21 protein-coding genes are annotated in these 22,329 nt (G+C 59.6%); 11 read left to right on the forward strand and 10 right to left on the reverse strand.

What is annotated here, in order from left to right:
* Positions 1-30 precede the first annotated feature (30 nt).
* Both Q7V20_RS19825 and Q7V20_RS19830 read right to left on the reverse strand, forming a co-directional pair.
* Positions 31-1,446, reverse strand: a complete 1,416-nt coding sequence (locus Q7V20_RS19825) for a heavy metal sensor histidine kinase (RefSeq protein ID WP_304795188.1) — start codon at positions 1,444-1,446, stop codon at positions 31-33.
* Positions 1,443-2,132 (reverse strand): heavy metal response regulator transcription factor, encoded by a 690-nt coding sequence (locus Q7V20_RS19830; RefSeq protein ID WP_125244139.1) that lies wholly within the window; start codon positions 2,130-2,132, stop codon positions 1,443-1,445. The genes Q7V20_RS19825 and Q7V20_RS19830 overlap by 4 nt, the downstream gene beginning before the upstream one ends.
* 150 nt (positions 2,133-2,282) lie before the next feature.
* Here Q7V20_RS19830 and Q7V20_RS19835 point away from each other — a divergent pair, with 150 nt between their 5' ends.
* The 8 genes from Q7V20_RS19835 to Q7V20_RS19870 all read left to right on the forward strand — a co-directional run bounded on the left by Q7V20_RS19835 (position 2,283) and on the right by Q7V20_RS19870 (position 8,310).
* Positions 2,283-2,612 (forward strand): hypothetical protein, encoded by a 330-nt coding sequence (locus Q7V20_RS19835; RefSeq protein WP_125244039.1) that lies wholly within the window; start codon positions 2,283-2,285, stop codon positions 2,610-2,612.
* Positions 2,609-4,039, forward strand: coding sequence for a TolC family protein (locus Q7V20_RS19840; protein ID WP_125244038.1), 1,431 nt, complete (start codon positions 2,609-2,611; stop codon positions 4,037-4,039). Before Q7V20_RS19835 ends, Q7V20_RS19840 begins: the two co-directional genes overlap by 4 nt.
* Positions 4,040-4,053: 14 nt before the next feature.
* Entirely contained in the window at positions 4,054-5,466 is a 1,413-nt protein-coding gene (locus Q7V20_RS19845) for a multicopper oxidase family protein (protein WP_300505139.1), read from the forward strand.
* 27 nt (positions 5,467-5,493) lie between these two features.
* Complete coding sequence (locus Q7V20_RS19850; RefSeq protein WP_300505142.1) at positions 5,494-5,997, forward strand: cupredoxin family protein; 504 nt, start codon at positions 5,494-5,496, stop codon at positions 5,995-5,997.
* A 2-nt stretch (positions 5,998-5,999) separates the two neighbouring features.
* Positions 6,000-6,488, forward strand: a complete 489-nt coding sequence (locus tag Q7V20_RS19855; protein WP_300505145.1) for a DUF411 domain-containing protein — start codon at positions 6,000-6,002, stop codon at positions 6,486-6,488.
* A gap of 8 nt (positions 6,489-6,496) precedes the next feature.
* Complete coding sequence (locus Q7V20_RS19860) at positions 6,497-6,838, forward strand: copper-binding protein (protein ID WP_230179403.1); 342 nt, start codon at positions 6,497-6,499, stop codon at positions 6,836-6,838.
* Positions 6,839-7,058: 220 nt separating this feature from the next.
* Positions 7,059-7,910, forward strand: a complete 852-nt coding sequence (locus Q7V20_RS19865) for a hypothetical protein (protein ID WP_304795195.1) — start codon at positions 7,059-7,061, stop codon at positions 7,908-7,910.
* A gap of 109 nt (positions 7,911-8,019) precedes the next feature.
* Entirely contained in the window at positions 8,020-8,310 is a 291-nt protein-coding gene (locus Q7V20_RS19870) for a CopK family periplasmic copper-binding protein (RefSeq protein ID WP_304795196.1), read from the forward strand.
* A 34-nt stretch (positions 8,311-8,344) separates the two neighbouring features.
* Here the strand turns inward: Q7V20_RS19870 and cueR are convergent, their stop codons facing one another.
* A complete protein-coding gene (gene cueR / locus Q7V20_RS19875) occupies positions 8,345-8,791 on the reverse strand; it encodes a Cu(I)-responsive transcriptional regulator (protein ID WP_125244136.1) in 447 nt (148 codons plus the stop codon).
* Between the two features lie 8 nt (positions 8,792-8,799).
* On the reverse strand, positions 8,800-11,259 hold the full coding sequence (locus Q7V20_RS19880) for a heavy metal translocating P-type ATPase (RefSeq protein ID WP_304795198.1): 2,460 nt from the start codon (positions 11,257-11,259) through the stop codon (positions 8,800-8,802).
* A 177-nt stretch (positions 11,260-11,436) separates the two neighbouring features.
* On the opposite strand from Q7V20_RS19880, the gene Q7V20_RS19885 reads away from it, so the two are divergent.
* Positions 11,437-11,691 (forward strand): heavy-metal-associated domain-containing protein, encoded by a 255-nt coding sequence (locus Q7V20_RS19885; RefSeq protein WP_133611072.1) that lies wholly within the window; start codon positions 11,437-11,439, stop codon positions 11,689-11,691.
* Positions 11,692-11,705: 14 nt separating this feature from the next.
* On the opposite strand, the gene Q7V20_RS19890 is transcribed toward Q7V20_RS19885, so the two are convergent.
* The 6 genes from Q7V20_RS19890 to Q7V20_RS19915 form a co-directional block, all read right to left on the reverse strand.
* The gene (locus tag Q7V20_RS19890) at positions 11,706-14,867 is read right to left on the reverse strand and encodes an efflux RND transporter permease subunit (protein WP_304795201.1); all 3,162 of its coding nucleotides are present in this window, start codon (positions 14,865-14,867) and stop codon (positions 11,706-11,708) included.
* Positions 14,864-16,534: an efflux RND transporter periplasmic adaptor subunit gene (locus tag Q7V20_RS19895; protein WP_137839888.1), complete on the reverse strand. Its 1,671-nt coding sequence runs from the start codon at positions 16,532-16,534 to the stop codon at positions 14,864-14,866. The genes Q7V20_RS19890 and Q7V20_RS19895 overlap by 4 nt, the downstream gene beginning before the upstream one ends.
* Positions 16,535-16,547: 13 nt before the next feature.
* The gene (locus tag Q7V20_RS19900) at positions 16,548-17,912 is read right to left on the reverse strand and encodes a TolC family protein (RefSeq protein WP_304795204.1); all 1,365 of its coding nucleotides are present in this window, start codon (positions 17,910-17,912) and stop codon (positions 16,548-16,550) included.
* Positions 17,913-18,049: 137 nt separating this feature from the next.
* The gene (locus tag Q7V20_RS19905) at positions 18,050-18,466 is read right to left on the reverse strand and encodes a hypothetical protein (RefSeq protein ID WP_230179408.1); all 417 of its coding nucleotides are present in this window, start codon (positions 18,464-18,466) and stop codon (positions 18,050-18,052) included.
* Entirely contained in the window at positions 18,463-18,894 is a 432-nt protein-coding gene (locus tag Q7V20_RS19910; RefSeq protein ID WP_304795207.1) for a MerR family transcriptional regulator, read from the reverse strand. The genes Q7V20_RS19905 and Q7V20_RS19910 overlap by 4 nt, the downstream gene beginning before the upstream one ends.
* Before the next feature lie 104 nt (positions 18,895-18,998).
* Entirely contained in the window at positions 18,999-19,379 is a 381-nt protein-coding gene (locus Q7V20_RS19915) for a YkvA family protein (protein WP_125244135.1), read from the reverse strand.
* A 91-nt stretch (positions 19,380-19,470) separates the two neighbouring features.
* Here Q7V20_RS19915 and Q7V20_RS19920 point away from each other — a divergent pair, with 91 nt between their 5' ends.
* Both Q7V20_RS19920 and Q7V20_RS19925 read left to right on the forward strand, forming a co-directional pair.
* On the forward strand, positions 19,471-20,766 hold the full coding sequence (locus tag Q7V20_RS19920) for a hypothetical protein (protein WP_125244026.1): 1,296 nt from the start codon (positions 19,471-19,473) through the stop codon (positions 20,764-20,766).
* A gap of 12 nt (positions 20,767-20,778) precedes the next feature.
* Positions 20,779-22,041 (forward strand): metallophosphatase family protein, encoded by a 1,263-nt coding sequence (locus tag Q7V20_RS19925; protein ID WP_125244025.1) that lies wholly within the window; start codon positions 20,779-20,781, stop codon positions 22,039-22,041.
* The last annotated feature ends 288 nt before the right edge of the window (positions 22,042-22,329 follow it).

Here is a 22,329-nt window from a genome sequence, read left to right on the forward strand (position 1 = left end):
TGGATGCCAACCTACAACGGAAGGGGCATGTCAGGCATGGGACGGGTTCGACCTGTCGCCCACCGGGAAACTCAGCGTGAAGCAGGTGCGCCCATGCTCTGAGGTGACGGCGACTTTTCCGCTGTGGGCTTCGACAATCGCACGGGTGATGGACAGACCCAGTCCTGCGCCGTCGCTGGATGGGTGAGCCCGAGCGGGGTCTGCACGGAAGAATCGATCGAACAACCTTGGTAAAACCTTGGGGTCGATGTCTTCGCCCGAATTGGCAACAGCCACCTCGATATAGGGCTCTGCTTTTCGCACGGAGATGCAAACGTCTCCGCTGCTCGGTGTGTGGCGAAGGGCATTTGACAGCAGATTGCTGACGGCCCTCCTGAACATCAGCCTGTCACCTGTGATCAGATCATCGCCCACAAGGTTGATGCGGATGGATTTTTCTTCCGCGACGGCATCGTAAAACTCTACGAGTTTCTGGATTTCTGATGACGCTTGAAAATGCTCCTTTTGAGGTATGGCAAAGCTGCGTTCAGTCTTGGCCAGAAAAAGCATGTCTGACACCATTCTGGCCAAGCGCTGAAACTCCTCGACGTTAGATGCCAGGGTATCTCGATAGGTCTCCGTGTCACGTTGCGATGACAGGACAACCTGTGTTTGCGTCATCAAGTTGCTGATAGGTGTGCGCAGTTCATGCGCCAGATCGGAGGAGAAATCTGACAAACGCTGAAAATCACTTTGCAGCCTGTCCAACATGCTGTTGAGTTCCTTTGCCAGATCGGCCATCTCAATGGGAACTGAGCCGACAGGCATCCGCTCGTCAAGTTGCCTCCCGGAAACTGTCGCAGCACGCGATTTCATCGCCCTCAACGGAGCAAGACCCTGGTGGGCAGCAAACCAACTGAACATGCCGCTGGCGATCATCGCAAGTACCGTGTAAATCGCCAAGGTTCGGCCGAGTTGGGCGATGAATTCGTCGTGGTGTTTCGTGTCAATGGCCACAACAACGTCAAGGGCGTTGGTGGGGTCGTATCCAGGGCTTTGCTGCATGCGAAGCGCCCGGTATTCCCGCCCTTGACTCTGCCACCTTTGAATCACCTGCTCGTCAGGCTGGCTCAGCCCCGGCGCCACTTGCCCAGGCGGAGAAAACCGATCTGAACTATAGAGTGTTGATCCGTCAATGCCTTTGGCAGAGATGTACATGCCGTGGTGGTGATTCAAGGCCTCGCTCAATCTTTTGCGGGCGTCATCTTGAGAGCGCGACTTCGTTAGGATGTCCTTGATGAGGAGTTGCTTGTCACTGAGGGTGAAGCGGTCCAAATCGATGAAATGCTGGTCTGCAGCGTACATAAGCAGGCTGCCCAAGCCCAGCACAATGCACACGGACGTCAAGGTGAAGAACAATGTCAAGCGAGCGGTCAGTGACAACGCCTTCAGTCGTTCGATCTTCACTGTGCAGACCTTCCAGGCTCTTCGAGAACGTACCCCATTCCTCGTACTGTTTGAATCAACTTGATGTTTTGGCCTTCGTCGATTTTGACCCTCAGCCGCCGAATGGCCACCTCGATCACGTTTGTATCGCTGTCGAAGTTCATGTCCCACACTTGCGATGCGATGAGAGAACGCGGCAGCACCTCACCTTGTCGCCGCATCAGTAGCTCCAGAAGACCGAACTCTTTGGCCGTCAAGTCGATCCTCACGCCACCTCTGGTCACGCGTCGTCGCAAGAGATCCATCTCAAGATCAGCAACGCACAACGTTGGGCCGTCACCATGCTGCCGCCCCCTGCGCAGGATGATTCGAACCCGCGCCAGCAACTCCGCGAACGAGAACGGTTTGATGAGGTAATCATCGGCGCCCAACTCCAGCCCTTTGACACGATCCTCGACTTGATCGCGGGCTGTCAAAAATAAGACAGGCATTTCCAGGCCCTGCTGACGCAAGGTGCTCAGCACTTGCCACCCGTTGAGACCTGGCAGCATGACGTCCAGGATCACCAGATCGTGCGCACCGTGTTTGGCGAGGTGAATCCCGTCGGGGCCGTTGGTCGCCAGATCGACAACAAACCCTGCTTCGCTGAGCCCTTGGCGCAGGTACTCCCCGGTCTTTGGTTCGTCTTCTACGATCAAGATGCGCACGGTGATCTCCAGTTCCTGCCAGCGCATGAGTTTGCCGCCATTCTGACGTGCGTTTCGCAGATGACAAAACTGTCATCTGCGAAACAGGTTCTCGACAGGCTGACCTGAGCACAATGGCAGCTTGAAATCACAGCTTGCCAAGAGGAAGACATGCTATTGGCCCAATCGTCCTATGTTGTTCGCCCCGCACTGGGTCTGGTGCTGTTAGCCATGGGGGGGCTGACCCAAGCCCAGCAGCCTGCCAGTGCTGAACCAATCGCGCCACCTGAATTCAAGGTGACCTACCGATCCCCTATTGGCAGCTACCAGGGCTTTTCCGATCCGGTTCTCGCGGCCTGGAAAGAGTCCAACGACTTGGTCGGTCGCATTGGTGGTTGGCGAGCTTACGCACGAGAGTCGCGTGGTGGTCCCAACATCAAACCGAGCAGCGAGTCTGAACGCGATGATCCGCACGCAGGTCATGGGGAGAGCCGTCGATGAAAAGGCTGTTCAATCGAGTACCGCTGAGAGCGGGTGTCGCTGCGATCGGTTTGGGTGTTCTCTCGGGTTGTGCGAGCATCGACATTGGTCAATCGGTCAAGCGCATCAACGACGAAACCTCGGGCTTCACGCAGGGGAATCTGTCGCTGGCGACGAACGATTCTGAAAAGACAAAACTCCGCGGACGAGCCCACTCTCTGTTGGAAAAGCCTTTGAGCCAGTCGCAAGCAGTGGAGTTGGCGTTGGTCAATAGTCCTTCCATGCAAGCCCTGCTGGCGCAGAGTTGGGCTGAAGCAGCTCAGACGGCTCAGTCAGGCCGCATCGCCAATCCGGTGTTCAGTTTTGAGCGCTTGCGCGCTGGCGATGAGCTGGAGTTGGGGCGCGCTTTGTCCTTTGGCTTGCTTGATCTCATCTCTCTACCTTGGCGACAGAGTGCTGCCAGCCGACGAATTGAACAAGCACAGGTAAAGCTGGCTGCAGACGTTGTGGACCAAGTGACCTTGGTCCGCCAGGCATGGGTCCGTGCCGTGGCCGCTCAACAGACGCTCAAGTACGCCGAACAAGTCTATGAGGCATCGCAAGCAAGCGCAGAACTGGCGCAGCGTATGCAAGCGGTCGGCAACTTCAACCGTGTTTCGCGCGCCAGGCAGCAGGCCTTCTATGCCGATGCAGCAACCAGGCTGGCCTCTGCAAGCCATCTGAATACGGCGGCCAGAGAGGAGTTGGTGCGTCTGCTTGGTTTGAACGATGCCCAAGTCGATCAGTTGAGGCTTCCAGATCGTCTCCCCGACCTGCCCAAGGAACCAGTGAATCCGAAGGCATTCAGTGCGCAGGCGTCTCAATCCCGACTGGACATTCGCTTGGCCCAGAGTAATTTCGATGCGTATGCCAAGGCTCAGGGTCTTGAACTGGTGAACTCGTTTACCGACATCGAGTTGACCGCGCGCAGGAACACCAAATTTGATAACGCAGCGGGAACAAGTTCTTCCGCCAGAGGTTATGAGTTGGCCTTGCGGCTGCCAATTTTTGACTGGGGTGGCATGCAGCGCGACGCCTTCAATGCGCGAACTTTGGCGGCAGCCAATCAGCTTGAAGCTGTCACTCGCTCAGCAGGCTCCAATTTGCGAGAGAGCTATTCGGCATATCGAGCTGCTCACGACGTCGCCAGGCATTACAGAGACGAGGTTCTGCCTCTGCGCAAAGTCATCTCGGATGAGAACCAGCTTCGCTACAACGGCATGCTCATCGGTGTATTCGAGCTGCTGGCCGACTACCGGGATCAAGTGGAAACGGTTATTGCTGCCATTGATGCTGAACAACAGTTCTGGTTGGCCGACGCCGCGATGCAGGCATCTCTGATCGGGCGCCCCACCAGTACCACCTTGTCCGTCGGCGGCGCAGCTCCCAGCGCCGGTGGCGGCCACTGATCAAAGGAACAAAGATGTCGTCAAGAAGAGATTTTTTCAGAATGGCTGGCATTGCGGGTGGTGCCGTGGCAGCCAGTGCCGTCAGCCGTGTGGCCATGGCCGCATTGCCTGAGCCGGTGATTCAGACCAGTTCGGACACCATGGCTCCTCTCGTTCCTGAAACAGGGCGTTCTTACAACCCTGTGGTGACCTTGAATGGCTGGACTTTGCCTTGGCGGATGAACCAAGGCGTCAAGGAGTTCCATTTGGTTGCCGAGCCAGTGGTGAGAGAGATGGCGCCAGGCTTCAAGGCGCACCTGTGGGGGTACAACGGGCAAAGCCCGGGGCCCACCATTGAGGTGGTTGAAGGCGACCGTGTTCGGCTTTATGTCACCAATCGGTTGCCTGAGCACACGAGCATCCATTGGCATGGACAGCGGCTGCCCAACGGCATGGACGGTGTGGCCGGTTTGAATCAGCCCGCCATTCCTGTGGGGAAGACCTACGTATACGAGTTCGTGGCACGTCGTCCAGGAACGTTCATGTATCACCCCCATGCCGATGAAATGACCCAGATGGCCATGGGCATGATGGGGTTTTGGGTCACGCACCCGAAGAACAAGAACCCGTTGATCGATGAGGTCAACAGAGACTTCTGCTTCTTGCTCAATGCTTTTGACATCGATCCGGGCAGTTACACCCCCAAGACGATGACCATGCTTGACTTCAATCTGTGGGCGTGGAACAGCCGCATCTTTCCCGGGGTCGACTCGCTCAACGTTCGACTTAACGACAAAGTGCGCATCCGGGTTGGCAATCTCACGATGACGAACCACCCCATCCATTTGCATGGACATGAATTCTTGGTGACAGGCACCGATGGTGGCCCGACGCCGAAGAGCACTCGCTGGTACGAGGTGACCACCGACGTTGCCGTTGGGCAAATGCGGCAGATCGAGTTTTTGGCCGATGAGGAGGGGGACTGGGCTTTTCACTGCCACAAGAGCCATCACACCATGAACGCCATGGGGCATGACGTTCCAAATCTGATTGGTGTGGATCACCGTGGCGTTGCCAAAAAGATCAAGGGCCTTTTGCCTGAGTACATGGTCATGGGCGAGCGTGGGATGGCCGACATGACCGAGATGGAAATGCCGATACCTGACAACACGGTACCCATGATGACTGGCGAAGGGCCTTTTGGCTCGGTCGAGATGGGCGGCATGTTCAGTGTGCTCAAGGTTCGCAAGAACCAAAAGCATGGCGATTACAAGGACCCTGGTTGGTTCAAGCATCCTGCAGGCACCGTGGCACATGAATATACCGGCCCCTTGAGTGAGCCTGCCAGATTCAAGTCTGAAGGTGGGCAATCTATGCCCCGGGCCAAGAAGCCTGACAAGGCTGTCGAGGTGCGAGCCCGCAAGCCGACGTCTCACAGCGATCACTGATTCTCAACCTCTTGATACGGATTTTTCATGATGAACAAACGTCGATTCGCCACCCACTTCATTGCTGCAACTTGCTTGACGCTGTCCGCTTCCGCATTTGCTGGGGGAGACCATGCGCATGACCATGGTGCAGGAACCCAGGCCGCTGAAGAAACCGCCATCGGCAAGCCTGGTCGGGCATCGAGAGTCACCAGAACGATCAAGGTTTCGATGAGCGACAAGATGCGATTTGAACCTGCATCGATTCAAGTCAAGCAGGGCGAAACAGTGCGCTTCGTCGTCAGAAACGCAGGCCAGATCAAGCACGAGATGAACCTGGGGACCGAAAAGGAACTTTTGGAGCATTTGGAGGTGATGAAGAAGTTCCCGAACATGGAGCACGACGAGCCCAACAAGGTGACCATTGCGCCTGGGCAGCAAGGTGAAATCGTCTGGCAGTTCACTAAAGCCGGGACAGTGAATTTCGCGTGCTTGGTTCCTGGTCACTACGAGGCGGGCATGAAGGGCAAGGTCCAGGTTTCGAAGAAATGATCATGCGAGACCAATCTGTATCTCCATTGCGCTCTAGGCGCAAAGTGCTGATGGCGGCCTTGTCATTGGCATGTACGCCGACGATTTGGGCGGCCTCAGAGACTGCGGAGCGAACACCAATCAAGGTGTGGAAAGATCCCAACTGCGGCTGTTGCAAGCTGTGGGTCTCGCACCTTGAGCACAATGGCTTCGTCGTCACCGTGGTGGATGAGGGCAACAAGGCCGCGCGTGCCACCCTTGGGGTGCCGGAGCGGCAGGCATCCTGTCACACGGCTGTGGTGTCCGGCTATGTGATCGAGGGGCACGTCCCTGCGCGCGATATCCGCCGGTTGCTCAAAGACAGGCCACATGCCCTGGGTTTGGCTGTGCCTGGCATGCCTGTCGGATCTCCTGGGATGGATGGGCCTGATTTTGATGGTCACCGCGATCCATACCAAGTGCTGCTGATTCGCAAAGACGGATCGGTTCTGGTTTTTAACTCTTATTCATGAGGTCAACAATGAACGCCATTGCTAAATTTTTAGCCGTATCGGCTTGTGCCATCGGCATCGCTTCTCCACTTGCTTCATTCGCTCAAGCTGCCATGGACCATTCGAAGATGGAGTCCGCGCAGGCTCCCGCAATGACCGACGGCGAGATCAAGAAAATTGATCAGACCAACGGCAAAGTCACCATCAAGCATGGTGACATCAAGCACCTGGACATGCCAGGCATGACCATGGTGTTTACCGCCAAAGACAAGAGCATCTTGTCCAATTTCAAGCCTGGTGATCAGGTGAAATTCATGGTCCTCAGCGAGGGTGGGAAGATGATCGTGACGGAAATTAAAAATGCGCCTTGACGAAAGTGTTAAATCACGTTAGGTGCCAGGCTTGTTGAGTTAGCGTTGACTGTCTGTGCTCGGTGGTGTTTTTCCGAGATCGATTCAATCGGGCTTTGCTTGGGCTATTTATCTGATCGGGTTGGTTGGTTAGAGGATCGCCCATAGTCCAATTCAGTGCCCGCTCAGCTGAAGATGGTGTTTGGCCTGATTTGGGAATGCTTTTTGTTTTGGGGCTGTGGTGAAGAGCTATCTTCTTTTTCTTCGGTATGCATTGAAAAACTGGTTATCGAAAGAAAAATTGGTGGACGAGAGCTCAGCGTTTGATGTGTCCCTCACTTCACACGGAGATCGTGTCAACAGGGTTCATTTGGCGATCGAATCTGCGTGCAGCGGAATTAAGCCCAGAAGAGTCATTCTGTTCTTGTCTCGGGAAGATTGGCCGGGGCGATTGCCGAAATCGTTGACGCGTTTGTGTCATCGTGGATTGGAGGTGATAACCTGCGAAAACGATGGGCCTCACAAAAAGCTGCAACCTTATCTGCAGATGAATGCCTCTTTCGTTCGACCTTTGATCACCATTGACGACGATGTTTTTTACGAACATCTTGCTTTCAAGCATCTTTTTGATGCCTGGTTGAGCGATAAGGCCGTTATTCATTGTTTGCGCGCTCGGTCTGTCTTAACGAATGGCGATGCATTGATGCCCTACATCGCATGGCCGCTTTGCAATAGCAGTGCCCCCTCCCATCTTAATTTCTCCACTGGGGTAGGTGGCGTACTTTACCCACCTGATTTTCTGCTTCTGCTCAAGCGAGTCGGACTCGGTTACCGGGCGACGTGTCCTGATGCGGATGATATTTGGGTTAACGCGTGTGCTGTGCGCTCCGGATTTCGTGTCAGGCAAGTTTTAAATGTTCCCTCACGCAGGCCAGATATACCTGGGTCCAGAGGTACTGCCTTGTTCAAAAAGAACATCCGTTTGGGCGGCAATGATGCGCAATTGGCAAGGGTCTATGACAAGTACATTATTTCAATAATGACGGATGAGTTTTCAAGACGTTTTAATATTGAAGAGATGCTGTCAAATTAGTCATCGCGACGTCATGTCTTTGTAAGGTGATGGCGGTTAAATTGCATGTTGTGGTCTTGTATATTTTATTCGAAGGCCACATCTTTGCAAATTTCCAAGAGGAAACACCATGAAAAATTCTACCTCGTTGATCACGCTTGTCGCCTTGATTGGATTTGTCGGATCTGTTTATGCTGGTGATGCGGCAAAAAATCAGGCCGCTGCTACGCATCAACTGAAAGATGGTGGCACGCTTTACCTTTTCAAGGATGGAAAAATGGCGAAGGAAAGTAAGTATGGGAAAGCCGTTTACATGAAAAAAGGGGAAACGTTAGAAACCGTCGACGGGAAGAAGATAGTTGCGAGCAGCAACGAGGTGGCAAGGCTTGGCAGCCTGATCAGCGAAGGACACCTGGATTGATTGGATGATGCGTTGCTTGCCCACATCGTCCAGGTCAACTTTGCCGACCTGACCGCAGCCCGCTACGCGCGGGCTTCGTTTCGCTTTGGGCATGTGGGGTTGCCAGGATATCGAGGATCGGACAGTCCGGTCTGTCATCACCATGGCAGCAATGAACGAGGTGTTCAAGGGTGGCCTTCATGGCAAGCAGTTCCTGGAGCTTCTGGTTTAACTCCTGCAGATGGGCCTGGGCCAGCGCCTTTACCTGGCGGCTTGGGCGTCGACGGTCTTGCCACAGTCCCAGCAGTTCGCGGATCTGATCCAAGGAGAACCCGAGGTCTCTGGCTTGCCGAATGAAGCGCAAGGTGCCGACCTCCTTGTCGGTGTACTGGCGGTAACCTGCATCGGTTCGCAAAGCGCCGGGGAAGAGCCCCACGCTTTCATAGTGCCGGATCATCTTGGCCGACACGCCAGAGGCCTTGGCTGCTTCTCCGATGTTCATGTGTTCGCTCATGCAGCGGCTCCTTGTGAATTGACGGTGGCAGGCTTGGTGTGCTGTGGCAACTCGTTTTCCATCGCACCCCGCCAACGGCGCAGCAAGAGCGCATTGGCGATGACGCTGAGGCTGCTGAGCGCCATGGCGGCACCCGCGATGACGGGGTTGAGCATGCCCAGTGCCGCCAGTGGGATGCCCAGGACGTTATAGGCAAAGGCCCAGAACAGCCCCTGCTTGATCTTGGCATAGGTTCGCCGCGACACGTCCAGGGCGTCGGCCACCAGCCTGGGGTCGCCGCGCATCAGCGTGACGCCTGCGGTCTCGGTTGCCACGTCAGCACCTCCGGCCATCGCAAAACCGCAAGACGCCGCAGCCAGGGCAGGGCCATCGTTCAGGCCATCGCCCACGAAGGCCACGACCTCACCGCTGGCGCGCAAGGCTTGCACGATGGCCGCTTTGTCGCCGGGCAACACCTCGGCTCGCACATCGAGAATACCCAGGGCCTTCGCGACCGCATCAGCGCTGCCCTGGTTGTCGCCGGTCAGCATCAGGGTTTTGATGCCCAGTTGATGCAGGTTCCTCACCGCGTCTGCTGCGGTGGGCTTGACGGTGTCTCCGAAGGCCATCAGTCCCAATAGTTGAAAGCCGCAGGCGTTTTGCTGCAAAAGCCATGACAAGGTCCGTCCTTGCCGCTCCAACACATCGGCTTGCGTGCCGAGTGCACCGGCATCCACCCCGAGTTCGTTCAGGAGTCTGGTATTGCCCAGCATCAGCTTGGCGCCCTTCACCATGCCCTCGACGCCGCGACCCGCCAGTGCCTTGGCGTCTTGTACTGGCGGGATCGTGAGGCGCGCATCGCGGGCGTGGGCCGTGACTGCCAGCGCCAGCGGATGGCTGCTTGCTTGTTGCAACGCTGCGGCCAGAGCGACCACTTCGTCAATGCCTGACCCTTCGGCCGGGACAACGGCTACCAGCGTCGGCTTGCCTTCTGTCAGTGTGCCTGTCTTGTCGAACGCCACGACGGTCACCGAGTGTGCGATCTCAAGCGCCTGAGCATCCTTGATGAGGATGCCTCGGCGTGCGGCGGCGCCTGTTCCGACCATGATCGCCGTGGGTGTGGCCAGGCCCAATGCACATGGGCAGGCGATCACCAGCACAGCCACAGCGTTGATCAGGGCATGCTCCCAGTCTCCGTTGATGCCAAGCCAAGCCAGGAAGGTGAGCAACGCGATCCCCAACACCACCGGAACGAACACGGCGCTGACACGGTCCACGATGCGCTGAATAGGCGCCTTGCCCGCCTGGGCCGACTCGACCAGTCGGATGATGCGTGCCAGGGTTGTTTCGGCACCGACGGCCTGCGTCCTGACAATCAGCATGCCCTCGGCGTTGATGGCCCCGCCGGTCACCTGATCACCCACTTGTTTGGACACAGGCAGGCTTTCGCCGGTGATGAGCGATTCATCCACGTGGCTGCGCCCCTCCATGATGTCGCCATCGACGGGCACGCGGTCACCCGGGCGTATGCACACCAGGTCACCGACCCGCACGTCGGCCACGGGCGTTTCGACGTCAACGCCATCGCGTCGTACCAGTGCCGTGCTCGGCCGCAAGGCGTTCAGAGAGCGAATCGCATCCGTGGTCTGCCGCTTTGCGCGATCCTCCAGCCACTTGCCCAGGAGAACGAGCGTGATCACGGCAGCCGAGGCTTCGAAATAGAGGTGCGGCATGCCGTGCTGTGAATGCCGCATCAGAAGGTAGACGGACAGGCCGAAGGCTGCGGAGGTGCCAAGCGCAACCAGCAGGTCCATGTTGCCGGCCTTGGCCTTGACGGCCCGCCATCCTGCCCGGTAGAAGCGCCAGCCCAGCCAGAATTGCACCGGCGTGGCCAGTGCGAGTTGCAGCCAGCCATTGAGCATCCAGTCGATCCCCACCAACTGCAGCACCATGGGCAATACCAGAGGCAAGGTTAAAACAGAAGCGATCGCTACGGGCCCCCATGTCGGCAGGGTGTTGGGCTTTGCGGGCTCGGCTTCCCGCTTCAATTGAGTCACATAGCCTGCCTTGGTGACGGCTGCCACGAGAGATGCGGGTGGGATCGTGGAGAGTGCACGCACGGCGGCCTGTTCGGTTGCCAGGTTGACGGAGGCCAACAAGACGCCGGGAACCTTGAGCAAGGCTTTTTCCACCCGGGTGACGCAAGAGGCGCAGGTCATGCCCTCGACATGGAGGGCCACATCGGTGGTCTTCAGGTCGTAGCCGGCCTCGCGGACGGCTGCGCTGAGTACCTCAAGGTTCACAGATGGGTCCGCTTGGACCGAGGCCACTTCGGTGGCCAAATTGACGTTGGCGCTTTGCACACCAGCCGTTGCCTTGAGCGATTTTTCTACCCTGGACACACAAGAAGCGCAAGTCATCCCCGAGATGGGGATGTCGATTCGGAATGTGGCCAGCGGCTTTTGCGGGGAGATCATGGTGTGCCCGTATAGGTGGTTGATATTTGTCGTGGATCCTCAAGCTTCCCATCGTGGGAATGTAAAGTCATGTGGCAATTACTTGCTTTGATGGCATGGCTATTGAAAACAGGCGCTTGACCTTCCTGCTGTGGGAAGCTTGAAAGTGAACCCACCAAAAACCATTCGGAGTTTCTGATGATCACTTTTGAAGTCAAGGACATGACTTGCGGCCATTGCGTCAGCACCATCACCAAGGCGGTGCGGGCCATCGATAAAGAGGCCACTGTACGGATCGAGTTGCAGTCGCACCAAGTCCAGATCGAACCCACCGAGGCGGATGCAGATGAACTTCGCGACGCAATCCAGGAGGCTGGCTACACCCCTGTGGTGATGACAAATGGGCCGCTCAAACCCGAGAAGGCCAGTCGAGGTGGCTGTTGTTGTGGGTGATGGCGTGACAGCCTTCAGGCATGTTTCATGTGAGGCGCTTGCGTGGCGCGCCTTGCCTTCTTGCTGCGGCGAATCAGCAGGTACGCAGCCGGAATCACGAACATCGACAGCAGTGGCGCCGTGATCATGCCCCCGACCATGGGTGCAGCAATGCGTTGCATGACCTCGGAGCCCGTGCCTGCCCCCCACATGATCGGCAGCAAGCCCGCCAGGATCACGGCCACCGTCATGGCCTTGGGTCGCACGCGAAGCACGGCGCCGTCGCGGATGGCATCGAGCAGGTCATCCACACTGACCTGGCCCTTGTCGATGCGCTCGCCCCAAGCCTGCTTGAGGTAGAGCAGCATGATCACGCCAAACTCGGCCGATACCCCGGCTAACGCGATGAAGCCCACAGCGCCTGCCACTGACAGGTTGTAGCCCAGCAGGTAGAGCAACCAGATGCCGCCCACCAGGGCAAAGGGCAGCGTGGCCATGATCAGCAAGGCCTCGTCAAACGCGCCGAAGGTCAGGTACAGCAACACGAAGATGATCAGCAGCGTGAAGGGCACCACCACCTTGAGCTTGGCCGTGGCCCGCTCCAGGAACTCGAACTGGCCTGACCAGGACACTGAGTAGCCCGGTGGCAGCTTGACCTTGGCCGCGACAGCCTTTTGCATGTCCTGCACGGCGGAGCGCAGGTCACGCCCCCGGATGTCCACATACACCCAGCCCGACAGCCGTGCGTTCTCGCTGCGCAGCATGGGTGGGCCATCGGTCACGCGGATGTCGGCCACGTCGGATAAGACCAGGCGCTGTCCACGCTCGTTGACGATGGGCAAGGTGCGCAGTTTTTCCAGCGAATCACGTGTCTCGCGTGGATAGCGCAGGTTGATCGGGAAGCGCTGCAAGCCTTCCACCGTCTCGCCGATGTTCTCGCCGCCCACTGCCGAGCTGATGAGCGACTGCACATCGGCGATGTTCATGCCAAAGCGCGCTGCGGCATCGCGGCGGATGTTGACATCGACATAGCGCCCCCCTGTCAGGCGCTCAGCCAAGGCGCTGCTGACACCGGGCACATCTTTGAGCGCCCGCTCGATCTCACCCGTGAGTCGGTCGATGGTGGCCAGGTCGGTGCCCGCCACCTTGACGCCCACGGGGCTCTTGATGCCGGTGGCCAGCATGTCGATGCGGTTGCGGATGGGGGGCACCCAGATGTTGGCCAGGCCGGGTACTTTGACAATGCGGTCCAGCTCTTCAACCAGCCTGTCTTGCGTCATGCCAGGGCGCCATTGGTCTTTGGGTTTGAACTGGATGGTGGTCTCGAACATCTCCATGGGTGCCGGGTCGGTCGCGGTTTCGGCGCGGCCTGCCTTGCCATAGACACTGGCCACCTCGGGCACGGTTTTGATCAAACGGTCGGTCTGCTGAAGCAGCTCGGCGGCTTTGCCTGCGGACAAGCCCGGCAGGGCCGTGGGCATGTAGAGCAAGTCGCCCTCGTCCAGTTTGGGCATGAACTCGCCGCCAATGTGCTGCAACGGCCACAAGCTGAGCAACAGCAACACGGTGGCCACCGCCAGTGTGCGCTTGGGGCCTTGCAAGACCGCATTGAGCAACGGACGGTAAATGGCAATCAGGAATCGGTTGAGCGGGTTGTTCTGCTCGCTGGGGATGCGGCCACGGATCAGGTAGCCCATCAGCACGGGAATCAGCGTGACTGACAAGCCCGCTGCCGCCGCCATGGCGTAGGTTTTGGTGAAGGCCAGCGGCGAGAACAGCCGCCCCTCTTGCGCCTCCAGCGTGAACACCGGCACAAAGGACAGCGTGATGATCAACAGCGAGAAAAACAGCGCGGGCCCAACCTCGGCCGCCGAGTCGCCGATGACCTTCCAGCGCTCGGCACCTTCCAGCGTTTGATCGGGGTGGGCCTGCTCCCAATGTTCCAGGTGCTTGTGTGCGTTCTCGATCATCACCACGGCTGCATCCACCATGGCGCCAATGGCAATGGCGATGCCACCCAGCGACATGATGTTGGCGTTCACTCCTTGGTAGTGCATGACGATGAAAGCCGCCAGGATGCCCAGGGGCAGCGAGATGATGGCCACCAGGGCCGAGCGCAGGTGAAACAAAAAGACAAAGCACACCACGGCCACCACGGCAAACTCTTCGAGCAGCTTGTGCGAGAGGTTCTCCACCGCGCGCTCGATGAGGGTGGATCGGTCGTACACAGGCACGATCTCCACCCCTTTGGGCAAGCTGGCTTGCAGGGTCTTGAGCTTGGCCTTCACGGCTGCAATCGTCTCCAATGCGTTCTTGCCTGAGCGCATCACGATCACGCCGCCAGCGGCCTCCCCCTCGCCGTCCAACTCGCCAATGCCCCGGCGCATCTCCGGTCCCATCTGGATGCGGGCCACATCCCCCAGGCGCACTGAAACACCTGCGTCGGTGGTCATCAGCGGCACTTGTCGGAAATCGTCCAGCGATTGCAGGTAGCCCGAAGCACGCACCATGTACTCGGCCTCGCCCAGTTCCAGCACCGAGCCGCCCGCTTCCTGGTTAGCCTTCTGGATGGCCTCGACCACCTGGGTGTGCGCGATGCCGTAGGTGGCCAGTTTGTCGGGGTCCAGCACCACTTGGTACTGGCGCACCATGCCGCCCACCGAGGCCACTTCCGCCACATTGGGCACGGTCTTGAGTTCGTACTTCAAGAACCAGTCCTGCAAGGCACGCAACTGGCCCGCATCCTGGGTGCCCCCACGGTCTACCAGGGCGTATTGGTAGATCCAGCCCACACCCGTGGCGTCGGGCCCCAGCGAAGCCTTGGCGCTGGCAGGCAAGCGCGACTGAACCTGGTTCAGGTACTCCAGCACACGCGAGCGGGCCCAGTACAGATCGGTGCCGTCCTCGAACAGCACGTAGACATAAGAGTCGCCGAAGAAGGAGTACCCCCGCACCGTCTTGGCGCCAGGCACCGACAGCATGGTCGTGGTCAGCGGGTAGGTGACTTGGTTCTCGACGATGCGCGGTGCCTGGCCTGGGTAGGTCGTGCGGATGATGACTTGCACATCAGACAGGTCGGGCAAGGCGTCCAGCGGCGTTCTCGCGACCGAATACACCCCCCATGCACTGAGCATCAAGGTGGCCAGCAGCACCAGGAAGCGGTTGGTGATGGACCAACGGATCAGGCGGGCGATCATGGCTTGCTCCCTTGCTTGGCTGTCCCATGGGCTTGATGGGGCGCCTCGGACGCAGGCTGGGGCTCAGGTGCCAGGTGCGACAGTCGGGTCAACTGCGGCATGCCATCGGCATCCATGTAGAACTCAAAGCTCACCGGGTCCCCCACTTCCAGATGGCGGGGCAGTCCGCCCTTGAGCGGCACCTTGAAATCCATCGTCATGGCGCCCCACTTGAGTGAGGCAATCGGCCCGTGCGACAAGGTGATGGCCTCGCCTGTCAGGGCTTCTACCTTGGCCTGACCTTCGTGTCTGGGTGCAGCCTTGTCCACCGTCGTCGCAGGCGTGCCATTCAAGCGGGCTTCGACACCCTTGAGGCTGGCTTCCGAATCGATCAGGAACTGCGAAGACACCACCACACGCTGGCCCACATCCAGGCCGCGCTTGACCTCGGTTTGCCCATCGCTCTCGATGCCCGTCTCGATCTCGACCGGGCGGAACCGCCCTTTGTCTTCTGCCAGCATCACCACGGTGCGTTTGCCCGTCTGGATGACGGCCTCGGTGGGGATCAACAAGGCCTTCTCGGCACGCATGTCCATGAACTGCATGGCCACGCTCATGCCTGGCACCAGGCGCATGCCGGGGTTGTTCAACTGCACGCGGGCCTTGAGGGTGCGGGTGCCAGGGCTGACCTCCGGCACCAGGGCCTGAACCGTGCCTTCAAAGGTGGTGCCAGGCACAGCCGGGCTGCGGGCCTGCACCTTGGTGCCTGGGCGCAGTTGCGCGACTTGACTCTCCGGCACTTCGGCGTTGGCCCAAACCGTGGACACGCCGTTGATGCGCAACAAAGTGGCTCCAGGCATCACGGACATGCCTTCACGCACCATCAACTCGCTGAGCACGCCGCCGATGGGCGCCACCAGGGTGATGCGCGGCTGGGTCTTGCCGGTTTGCTCGACGCGCTTGATCTGATCCTCGCTCATGCCCACCTGACGCATGCGCTGGCGAGCGCCATCCACCAAGCTGCCCAGGTCGGCACCCCGCATGCGGCGAACAGACAAGAACTCTTCTTGCGCGGCCACCCAATCAGGCACATAGAGATCGGCCAGGGGCTGACCTTGTTTGACCGCATCCAGCGTGGCGCGCACATGCAGCCGCTCCACAAACCCGGCGGCCCGTGCTTGCATGACAACCTGGTCGCGTTCGTTGTAAGCGATGCTGCCCACGGCAGAGACCTGGGGCGACAGCACCCCTTCTGTGACCTCTGCGGTGCGCACACCCAGGTTCTGCTGGATGCGTGGGCTCACAGTGACCTTGCCCTGGTCGCCATCGCTGTCTGCGTAGACGGGCACCAGCATCATGTCCATGAAAGGCGACTTCGCGGGCTTGTCAAACTTGTTGCCCGGCACCATGGGGTCGTGGTAGTACAAGACCTTCTTGCCGGTGACCGGGTCCATGTCGCCAGCCTTGAGGCCATCGGCGATGTGTCGCCGGGTGGCGTCTTCACCCTCGGCCACGCTTTGCGGCAGGGCTTGGGTGGCGTTTGCTTCTGTGGCAGGCTGAGCGGGGCGCAGTTCAGCATCGGCATTCATGCCCATGCCTCTTTGCATGCCCAATGCGTACAGGCCATATGCAGCGGCACTCAGTGCTGTGGCGGCAATCATGGCGATCACCAGATTTTTGAGTTTCATGTGAGGCTCCGTGTCAGTGGTCAAGAACGGGTATGGCCGCGTCGTGTTCCACCGGGATCAGGTAGTTGAGCTGCGCCCAGATGCGAGCGGTGTCCATGTCGAGTCGCAGCCGGTCCATTTGGGTGTCCAAGGCCATGCGGCGAGCCTCCAGCACGGAGGCCAGCGTGCCGCTGCCGCCTCGGTAGGCGGTCAAGGCGGCCTGTGTTCGCTCGGCAGCCAGCGGGATCAAGGCGCTGTCGTAGCGGCGCAGGCGATCCCGGCTGCTCTGCCAGGTTTGGAGCATCACCGTGACCTGGGCAAGGTGCTCCCGTGTGGCCTCTTCGCGCTGGGCGCGCATTTGCTCCACGGTGGCCAACCTGGCAGCCAGGTCCCGGTCCTGACGGCTCTTTTGATCCCATTGCAAGGGAACGGAGACATTGACAGAGGCCATCTTGGAATAGCCGGGCCCACGTTGACTGAGCATCAGCTCCACACCCCAGTCGGCTTGCTTGTTGGCTCGGGCCAGGTCCGCATCGGCCTGAGCCATCTCTTCCTGCCTGACCATGAAGGTGATGTCGGGGTGCGAGGTCAGCGTGCTTTCCAGATCGCTCAGGTGCAAGGGAACATGGCTGGTGTCGGGTGCATCACCCAGGGGCGTGTCGGCTGCACGACCTGTCCACCGGCGCAGCGCGGTCTGCACGGTGCTCACTTCACGCGTGGCCAGATCGATGCGGTCATCCACTTGGGCGAGTGCTGAGCGTGCGGCGAGCACATCGGTTTGCGATCCTCGGCCACCTCGGTAGGCGACCTCAGTCGCCTCAACTTGCAGGCGGATTTCATCGCGCTGTGCCTTGACCAGGGCCAGCATGCGTTCCTGGTAGTAGAGATCCAGCCAGGCGATGGCCGTGTCTCGTTGCAGTTGAGCCAGCGCTTGTGCGCGGCTGGCTTCGCTGGCCTGGGCTTCCCGCTCAAAGCGCATGGACCGTGCAAGACGTTTGTCTTCACGGGTGAACTCCTGCATGAGACCCACTGAGCGCATGGTCATGAAATCGCGGGTGACGCTGAAGCGATCAGGCCCGTTAATGGGCAGGTTGTTGATGCCCAGTTTGAGGACGGGATCAGGTTGCTGAGCGGCCGAAACTGCCATGTCGCGGGCAGCCGCCGTGGCGTGGTTCTGGGCCACCAGTTGCTGTGAGCGTGCCTGGGACAGCCCGAGCGCATGTTCAAACGTCAGGACGTCCCCGGCATGGGCGTGGAAGGATGCGAGGCTGAGGGCCACCAGAACGACGACACCTTGGAAGCGCGTGCGAATGCGCGTGAGCATGCGCATGCAAATGGGATGGCCGAGATCGACCAGTTGCATGCCCCTGCGCGGCAGGAGCGAAGAATGGGTAAACATGACACCTCCGAATGAAGCCAATGGCGTGGGCGTGTGCAGGACTTGGCAGAACGCCACGCGCCTGCATTGGCCAGCAACCTGCGCGACCAGGCGCTGAAGCGGCCGTCAGGCCTTTCAGCGCCGCGTCACTCGGCGTGTCAAATTCGGAAGCAGCAGTGCAGTATGGACAGCGGTGGTGGCGCCGCGTGAAGGCGGCTGTCCGCAGTCGGCGCTAGGCCATCCGGCCTTGACGCATCCACCGTCAGGGCGACGGTGTACAGCGCGATCAACAGCGCCGCAGGCACGGTAGGCGCCTGGGTGTGATCGCTTTGTTGGGTGGGGTGGCAATGCTCGGCGCACAGGCCAGGGTTGGCTTGGTCCAGGTGCCTTCCCATGCCTTCGCCCATCTGCTCGCAATCCACCATGGCGCCCATCGCGGTGATGGCGTCGGCTGTGGCATTGCCGGAGACCATGTTGCTGGGGCAAGCGTAGGCTGCCACGCTCATCTGCGCAAACAAGATCACGCCGACCATCAGTCGGCAAATCCAATGCTTGAGCGCGCGAGGCATGGTCATGCGGCCACCTGCTCTGCGGGTCGGGGGGCGTGATCGACCAGGGCCGCGATGATGGGGCAGTGATCTCCCTTGGCTGACTTCTGGCAACAAGTGACCAAGCCTTCAAGGGCAACGGCCATGGCTTCCAGTTGGGTGGCTCGCTGGCGGATGTCCAGCACACGTTGCTGGGTGATCTCGCGAACGCGCAGCTGATCGGTCTCAGCGCTCAGAGACACCAGCGAGGCCACATCGTCAAGGGAAAAGCCCAGCTCTTGCGCGCGCTTGATGAAACGCAGGCGCCGCACGTCACCCTCGTCGTACTGCCGAAAGCCATTGCCTTCACGGGCAGGCTCACGCAACAACCCGCGACGCTGGTAAAAGCGCACCGCTTCCACACCGACCCCTGCGGTGTCGGCGAGCTTGCGAACGGTGAAGGCGTGCGTGGGCATGAGAGGCAGTTGCGCCGTAAGTCTGTACAAGTGAACGAAGTTTAGGCAGGCCTACCCCATGTGTCAAGTTTGCCTGGCGGGCGTTGCCTTGACCTGCGATATGGCTAAAGCCATATCCAGAGTGCTGTACAGACCCCAATCCAGATAAGCACGATCAGAACCGCACCAAAACGGCTGCTTGGTTTGGATCCCTGCACTTTCAGCCAGTTGTCAGCCTGTTCGCGGCAGATGACCAAAACCTCAGCGGGCAAGAGCCGAATGGTCAGCCAGATGAGACAAGGCAGCAGCAACACATCATCCACGTAACCGAGCACCGGGATGAAGTCCGGGATCAAATCGATAGGACTGAGTGCATAGGCCACGACGAAAAGACCGATGGCTTTCGCATACCACGGCGTTGCCGGGTGTTTGCCAGCGAACCAGAGCGTTACACCGTCTCGCTTGATCCGCCTTGCCCAGCCTCTGAGCTTGCCGCTGATGTTCATGCTATCGAGAATGCCACATACGCGCTCGGGCTTGACGTCGCATGAAGTCGCGAGAGCATGAACCATCGCATGTTCATGAAGGAGCGCCACCATGGTCAAAACCACTGTCACCGTCCAGGGCGGTTCGGCGGCCCTGCCGACCCTGCTCGGGCAAGGCCCCGCCCGCATCCCCACAGGCGGCAAGATCCGCGCAGGCATCAAGGTGCTCACCCGCAAGGCGGCGGAGCAACCCCAGGCTCAACGCCTCTACGACGAGGGCGTTGAAGCCGGCCAGTCCTTCGATCAGATCGAACGCGCCATCGTGGGTGCGATGCCGCAACTCAAGTCACCGCTGATCCCGCGCAACGTGCCCTGGTTCACCGTGCGGGCACAAGACTTCCCCAATCCCGAGACACCGAAGCAGATCCTGCAAGCCTATGGCGAGGACCGTGGTGAAGGCCTTCACCTCTATCGCTTCCCCATCGTCTTTCCGGCTGACCAATGGCAGACGGTGATGCCGCATGAACTCGCGGCCTGGGGGGCCCAGGACAAGCGCTACTGGTCGCAGTATTCGGCTGATGGCCGTGTGCGGCACTGCATGTGCCATGCGCCGGTGCCCATGGACAACACGGGGCGGCGCTCTATCCGCATCTTCGGTGGGCGCAAGACGGTTCTGCGCGAAGACAACGGCGGCATCTGCGAGCCCGAGTCCTGCGCCGACTACCAGCAGCGGCGCTGCAACCTGACCGGGCGGTTCCTGTTCTTCATCCCGGGCATCCGCTCCATCAGTGCGTTCGAGTTGCCTACAAACAGCTTCTACGCCATGAACTCGGCCATCCAGAAGTTCGAAACCATCGGCTTTCTGCGTGGCGGTCGCATCTCTGGCTTTCTGGATCGGCAACGCACCCCGTTTTACCTGACCAAGCGCTTGATGGAGGTTGCCCACATCGACGAGACGGGCCTGCCCACCCGTGTGCCGCAATGGATCATCGAACTGGAAGCGCCCGTGGATGTGACCGCCTTGCTGCGCGACAGGGAGGACGAAGACACGGCCATTGTTCAAGCGCAACTGGCCACTCAGGTCCTGGATGGTGCCCCAACGTGGGAGGGTGCTGGTGCCGATGTGGATGCCGATGTGGATGCCGTTGTGGCGTCGGTGATCGCTGAGGCACCCAAGGACGCCCCGGTGCATGACGGGGATCTCACCTTGGAACACCTCCTGGCGCGTGCCCAAGCCTATGGCATTGCTGCGGACCAATACCAGGCCTACGCCGACCGACGGTGGGGCCGAGGGTGGCGGCTTAACCCGCATGGTCGTCGCCGTGCTTGGGATGAACTGGATCGCTATCGCAACGACCCGCAGGGCTACCTCGACAAGATCGAGAGCGAACTGCACCGGGTGACATGAAGGAGATACGGCATGGTTCGCATTGCTCATTTTTCTGACCTTCACTACGGCCCCAAGAACCTGATCGAGGCCGACCGCTGTTTCGGGGCAGCCATCGACATGGCCATGGCCTCAGGTGTGCAGGCTGCAGTGCTGTCTGGGGATTCAACCGATCACGCCCTGGACCTGCATTCGCCCGCTGCCGAACGCCTGGTGGCGCAGGTGCGTCGCCTGGCTGACCATTGTCCGGTGCTGATGCTGCAAGGCACGTTCTCTCATGAGCCACCGGGCACCCTGTCCATCTTCAAATCCTTGGGCGGGCGTTACCCTGTCCATGTGGTCGACCAGATTGGACAAGTGGCGCTCATGCCGAACGGCTGCTGGCAGGTTTCTTCAAGCTGGCGTTTCGATGTGCTGCCAGATGGGCTCATGGCCCTGTTCAGTTGCGTGCCCACGGTCAACAAGGCTGCTGTGGCGGCGACGGTGGGGGCGGGGGCTGCTGCCGAGGCAGTGGGCGAGCACCTGGCCGTCTTGCTGGCCGGGTTTGCCGAGAGCCACCGACGCGCACAGACCTTGGCGGTGCCGTCCATCGGCGTATCGCATGGCACCGTCTTTGGCTGCATGAGCGAGCACGGCGTTCCCATGGCCGGATTCGACCACGAGTTCACCACGGGCGCATTGTTTGCTGCCGAGGCCCAGGCTTTCATGCTGGGGCACATCCACCGACATCAGGCATGGGACTGTGAGGCGCGGCATGGGCAGCAGCGCATCGCCTATGCGGGCTCCATCGGGCGCTTCCACTATGGGGAGGATGGCGACAAGGGCTGGCTGCTGTGGGAGGTGGATACCTCGTCAGCGGTCTGCACGCTGCAGCCGACACCTGCTCGGCGAACGGTTGACATTGTGTTTGACGGCAAGCCAGACCTCGACACCTTGCGGGATGCGGTGGCGCAACAGGACGTTGCCGGGGCGTTCGTGCGTGTCCGGTGGACGGTGGCGGACGAAGATCGCCATGAGGTCAATCGCCAGGCCATTCAGGAGGCGTTGGGTGCGGCAGCTGAAGTCAAGTTAGAAGGGCGCATTGTGCCGGTTGTGCGGACCAGAGCGGCGGGCATTTCGCAGTTGGACAGTTTGGAACAGAAAGTCACGGCTTGGGCGCAGGCAACGGGTGTTCAGCATGCGGGGCTGCTGAGATGCCTTGGTGAATTGGTGTGTTCACAGCCCGATGAAATCGCTGGCAGAATTTTGGAAGCGAAATGCCTAAGTTGCGGTGATGGTGGCATCAAGGGCGTATGAGCCGCGAATGGTGTCTAGCGATGACGTTCTGCTGTGTCGATCTACCGTTCCGCAGTCATACACGTGCAGGGTGGATGAGGGGTGCCATCGACCAACGCGGATCTGCCATGAGCAGTCGTTGTGCCCACGCACCTGAGCGGCAGGCCAAGGCTGATCTCCGACACTCGAACCTAACGCCTGAAAGTTCGCGTGTTGCGCAACTGGTCATTGGCCGAGCAGGGTCTCAAGCGACCGCTTTGTTGCTCAGACCGGTCACTCTATTGATGCGAGCCGGGCAAGGTAGCAGGA

The organism is Aquabacterium sp. (assembly GCF_030652515.1).
Classification (GTDB): domain Bacteria; phylum Pseudomonadota; class Gammaproteobacteria; order Burkholderiales; family Burkholderiaceae_C; genus Aquabacterium.